5 protein-coding genes are annotated in these 4,372 nt (G+C 33.7%); 3 read left to right on the top strand and 2 right to left on the bottom strand.

Annotated elements, in window-relative coordinates:
- Positions 1-33: 33 nt before the first annotated feature.
- Positions 34-1,482, bottom strand: a complete 1,449-nt coding sequence (sufB, locus tag FS85_RS0108410; RefSeq protein ID WP_010135744.1) for a Fe-S cluster assembly protein SufB — start codon at positions 1,480-1,482, stop codon at positions 34-36.
- A 132-nt stretch (positions 1,483-1,614) separates the two neighbouring features.
- Positions 1,615-1,944 (bottom strand): HesB/IscA family protein, encoded by a 330-nt coding sequence (locus FS85_RS0108405; protein WP_010135743.1) that lies wholly within the window; start codon positions 1,942-1,944, stop codon positions 1,615-1,617.
- A 192-nt stretch (positions 1,945-2,136) separates the two neighbouring features.
- Between FS85_RS0108405 and thiL the strand changes: the two genes are divergently transcribed.
- From thiL to FS85_RS0108390, 3 genes are all read left to right on the top strand, one after another.
- Positions 2,137-3,204, top strand: a complete 1,068-nt coding sequence (thiL, locus tag FS85_RS0108400) for a thiamine-phosphate kinase (RefSeq protein WP_010135742.1) — start codon at positions 2,137-2,139, stop codon at positions 3,202-3,204.
- 190 nt (positions 3,205-3,394) lie between these two features.
- On the top strand, positions 3,395-3,673 hold the full coding sequence (locus tag FS85_RS15360) for an EF-hand domain-containing protein (protein WP_010135741.1): 279 nt from the start codon (positions 3,395-3,397) through the stop codon (positions 3,671-3,673).
- Between the two features lie 132 nt (positions 3,674-3,805).
- The gene (locus tag FS85_RS0108390; RefSeq protein WP_010135740.1) at positions 3,806-4,360 is read left to right on the top strand and encodes a porin family protein; all 555 of its coding nucleotides are present in this window, start codon (positions 3,806-3,808) and stop codon (positions 4,358-4,360) included.
- The last annotated feature ends 12 nt before the right edge of the window (positions 4,361-4,372 follow it).

The raw sequence follows: 4,372 nt of genomic DNA, 5'->3' as shown, positions 1-4,372 counted from the left end.
AACTTTACAAACCTTCTACTTTATGAACTAGTGTTACCCAACACTTCCTTCTAAACTAATTTCCAATAGTTTTTGAGCTTCTACTGCAAACTCCATTGGTAATTTGTTCAATACTTCTTTACTAAAACCATTTACAATTAGGGCAATAGCTTTTTCGGTATCAATTCCTCTTTGGTTACAGTAAAACAATTGGTCTTCTCCAATTTTACTAGTGGTAGCTTCGTGCTCTATTTGTGCCGATTTGTTTTTGGCCTCGATATATGGAAAAGTATGTGCTCCACATAAATCCCCCATCAACAAAGAATCACATTGTGAAAAGTTACGAGCATTTTCTGCTTTAGGGTTAACTCTAACCAATCCTCTGTAACTATTTTGAGAATGTCCTGCAGAAATCCCTTTAGAAATAATGGTACTCTTGGTATTCTTTCCTAAGTGAATCATTTTAGTACCCGTATCAGCTTGTTGATAGTTATTGGTAACTGCAATGGAATAAAATTCTCCAACCGAATTGTCTCCTTTTAATACACAGGATGGATATTTCCAAGTAACGGCAGAACCTGTTTCTACTTGTGTCCAAGATATTTTGGCATTGTTTTCACAAATTCCTCTTTTTGTTACAAAATTAAAAACCCCTCCTTTTCCGTCTTTTCCTCCTGGAAACCAGTTTTGAACAGTAGAGTATTTGATTTCAGCATCATCCAAAGCTACCAACTCTACCACTGCTGCGTGCAATTGATTTTCGTCTCTACTAGGAGCGGTACACCCTTCTAAATAACTTACATAAGATCCTTTATCTGCCACCACCAATGTTCTTTCAAACTGTCCGGTACCACTTTCGTTAATTCTAAAGTAGGTAGACAATTCCATAGGGCAAGTAACTCCTTTTGGAATGTAACAAAAAGATCCGTCTGTAAATACTGCTGAATTTAAAGCTGCATAGAAGTTGTCTGTTTTTGGCACTACAGAACCAATATATTTTTTAACCAATTCTGGATGGTTTTTTATTGCTTCTGAAATAGAACAGAAAATAATTCCTTTTTCTTCAAGTGTTTTTTGAAACGTAGTTGCAACAGAAACAGAATCTACCACAATGTCTACGGCTACATTTTGCAAACGCTTTTGCTCGTTTACAGAAAGCCCTAGCTTGTTGTACATTTCTAGTACATCAGGGTCTACTTCGTCTAAACTTTCTTTTTTCTTTGCCTTTTTAGGTACAGAAAAGTAACTAATATCCTGAAAATTTGGTTTTTCGTAGTTTACATTAGCCCATTCTGGTTCTTCCATAGCCTCCCATTTACGGAAAGCATCCAATCGCCATTCTGTCATCCATTCGGGCTCTTCTTTTTTGGCAGAAATTGCACGAATGATATCCTCATTCAATCCTTTTGGAAAAGTATCTGCATCTAAGTCCGTGTAAAATCCATACTCGTACTCTTGTGTTTTTAACTCTTCTCTTAAATCATCTTCGGTGTACTTGCTCATTTTTTACGTTTGTAAGGTTGCAAAGTTAAAGGTTTATAAAGTTTAATCTGCAACATTCAACATTATAACTTAATCATTGGCAAGTTAAAAAAGCAGTACTTTTACAACTTGCTAATTTGATATTTTTTCGTATTATAACGAAAAACTCTCTCCACATCCACAAGTTCTGTTGGCATTGGGATTGTTAAAAACAAATCCTGTTCCATTAAGCCCTCCTGAATATTCTAAGGTGGTTCCAACTAAGTATAAAAAACTTTTTTTATCTACAATAATCTTCACCCCATTATCTTCAAAAACTTTGTCCCCTTCCAATTCTTCTTTATCAAACTTTAAATCGTACGACAAACCAGAACATCCTCCACTTTTTACTCCAACTCTAACAAAGTCAGTGGTAGCATTGTATCCATCTTCGGACATTAACTCTACTACTTTTTTTCTTGCTGTGTCTGATACTTTTATCATTACTTAAATTGTTTATATAGAAACGTCTGCAAATTTACCACTTTTAAAATGATTTTAATCATATGCCATATGAATAATATTTATGATTGTATAAGCTTCCTCAATCAAAAGCGTATCTTTGCAAACATTTGATTTGTTACTAGTTAATTAATTAGTAGTTTCATTTGCAAAACCTTTCAATTTATACACATTATGTTTGAAGATAAAACCCCACAAAAAACGGACATTGCTAGTTTGGGTGAATTTGGATTGATACAACATTTAACGCAGTACTTTACTATAAACCACAACAGTACCTTAAAAGGAATTGGTGATGATTGTGCAGTGCTAGATGCCCAAGGTCTAAAAACCTTAGTTTCTACTGATTTGTTAGTAGAAGGTGTTCATTTTAACTTGGCTTACATGCCTCTAAAACATTTAGGATACAAGTCGGTTATGGTGAATTTATCTGATGTATATGCCATGAATGCCGATGCCAAACAAATTACAGTTTCTATTGCTATTTCTAACCGTTTTCCGCTAGAAGCTGTAGAAGAATTGTACAGTGGTATTCAATTGGCTTGCGAAAAGTACAACATAGATTTAATTGGAGGAGACACCACCTCATCAACCAAAGGCTTATTGATTAGTGTAACTGCCATAGGACATGCTAATGAAGAAAAAATTACCTACAGAAACACCGCTAAAGAAAACGACTTATTGGTTGTAACCGGAGACCTAGGAGCTGCCTATTTAGGATTTCAAGTACTGGAACGAGAACGACAAGTGTTTGAAGTAGACCCAAACAACCAACCTGATTTGGAAGCCTATACCTATTTGGTAGAACGACAACTAAAGCCAGAAGCAAGAAAAGACATTGTTCAAATTTTAAACGATTTACAAGTAGTTCCTACAGCAATGATTGATATTTCTGATGGTTTATCTTCGGAAATTATTCATATTTGTCAGCAATCTAAAGTAGGATGTAATTTGTACGAAGAAAAAATTCCGTTAGATCCTCAGGTGATTTCGGTTTGTGAGGAGTTTGAACTGAACAGTACAACCGTTGCTTTAAGTGGTGGAGAGGATTACGAATTGTTGTTTACCATCAAACAAAGTGATTACGACAAAATTAAAGGAAACCCACATTTAACAGTTATTGGGCATATGACAGATGAGGCAAGCGGAATGAATTTAATTACCCGTGGTACCAACCAAGCAGTACCTTTAACTGCTCAAGGATGGAATGCTTTGTTAAACAAAGACGAAGAAGAAAATTAAACGTTTTTATCTCTTAAAATCAAACAACTAAAAATATTTTCATTTTTTTTTATTTCTATTAAACCTTTTTTTAAACGCTAGGTCTAAGATTCGATTTTATAACATATTACAACAATAAATCTACAATATGCTAATAATATCAAAGTTAAAATTTGCATATCGCAACCAATCATTAAAAAAACAAAGAAAAATGAAAACACAAAAAACAATTGTTTACGCAGCATTTGCAGCAATCGTCTTATCTGCTGGAAGCATTATGGCTCAAGAAAAACAAAAACCATCACCAGAGCAAGTTTTTAAGAAATTTGATAAAAATAAAGACGGAAAATTAACCAAAGAAGAATTGGAAGGTAAAAAAATCTTAGAGCGTTTTGACAAAATTGATAAAGATAAAAATGGAACTATTTCTTTAGAAGAGTTTGTAAAATCTCGTACTCCTAAAAAGAAAAAACCTGCTTCTGAAGAATAATATTATTCATCCTTGTTTCACTTAAAGCAAGGATGTTTTTTATTAAATGAGTTCTTTTTTATTGCAAATAAGAACAAAATCACTTTTTATTCGTTGTAATATTGAACATCTTAATCTTAAAAGTAAAATATTATGAAATTTAAAATGTTATTGATTGTTGCCTTGTGTACCACTTTTGCTTTTGCACAAGAAGAGAAAGAATCTTATTTTGGAATAAAAGCAGGTTATAACTTAGCTTCTTTAAGAGATGGTGATGTAGATCACAGAAACGGATTTCATGTAGGAATTTATGGAGAACACCAACTAAACAAACACGTTTCCTTTCAACCCGAAATCCAATATTCTCAGTTAGGGTTTAAAAACGGAAACAACCAAACCATCAAACTAGACTACATTCAAGTTCCTTTAATATTTAAAGGATACATTGTAAAACCTTTGTATGTTGAGTTAGGGCCTCAGGTTGGAGTAAACATTAGTAAAAAAGAAGAAACGGATTTAATTTTTGGAACCACTACTGAAACCACAGAGCCTAATACCATTGACTGGGGAATGAATGCTGGTGTTGGAGTTTCTGTAAATCCTGGTATTACTTTAGGACTGCGTTATTACCACGGAATAGGAAGTGCCTACGAAGACACCGATGTATACAACAGCTTGTATCAAGTGTTTGTGGGTATCAACTTATAAACCTAAAAAANA

The organism is Ochrovirga pacifica (genome assembly GCF_000220525.1).
Classification (GTDB): Bacteria; Bacteroidota; Bacteroidia; order Flavobacteriales; family Flavobacteriaceae; genus Ochrovirga; species Ochrovirga pacifica.
The sequence above is the reverse complement of the archived record's forward strand: the minus strand, read 5'-3'. Positions and strand labels throughout refer to the sequence as shown.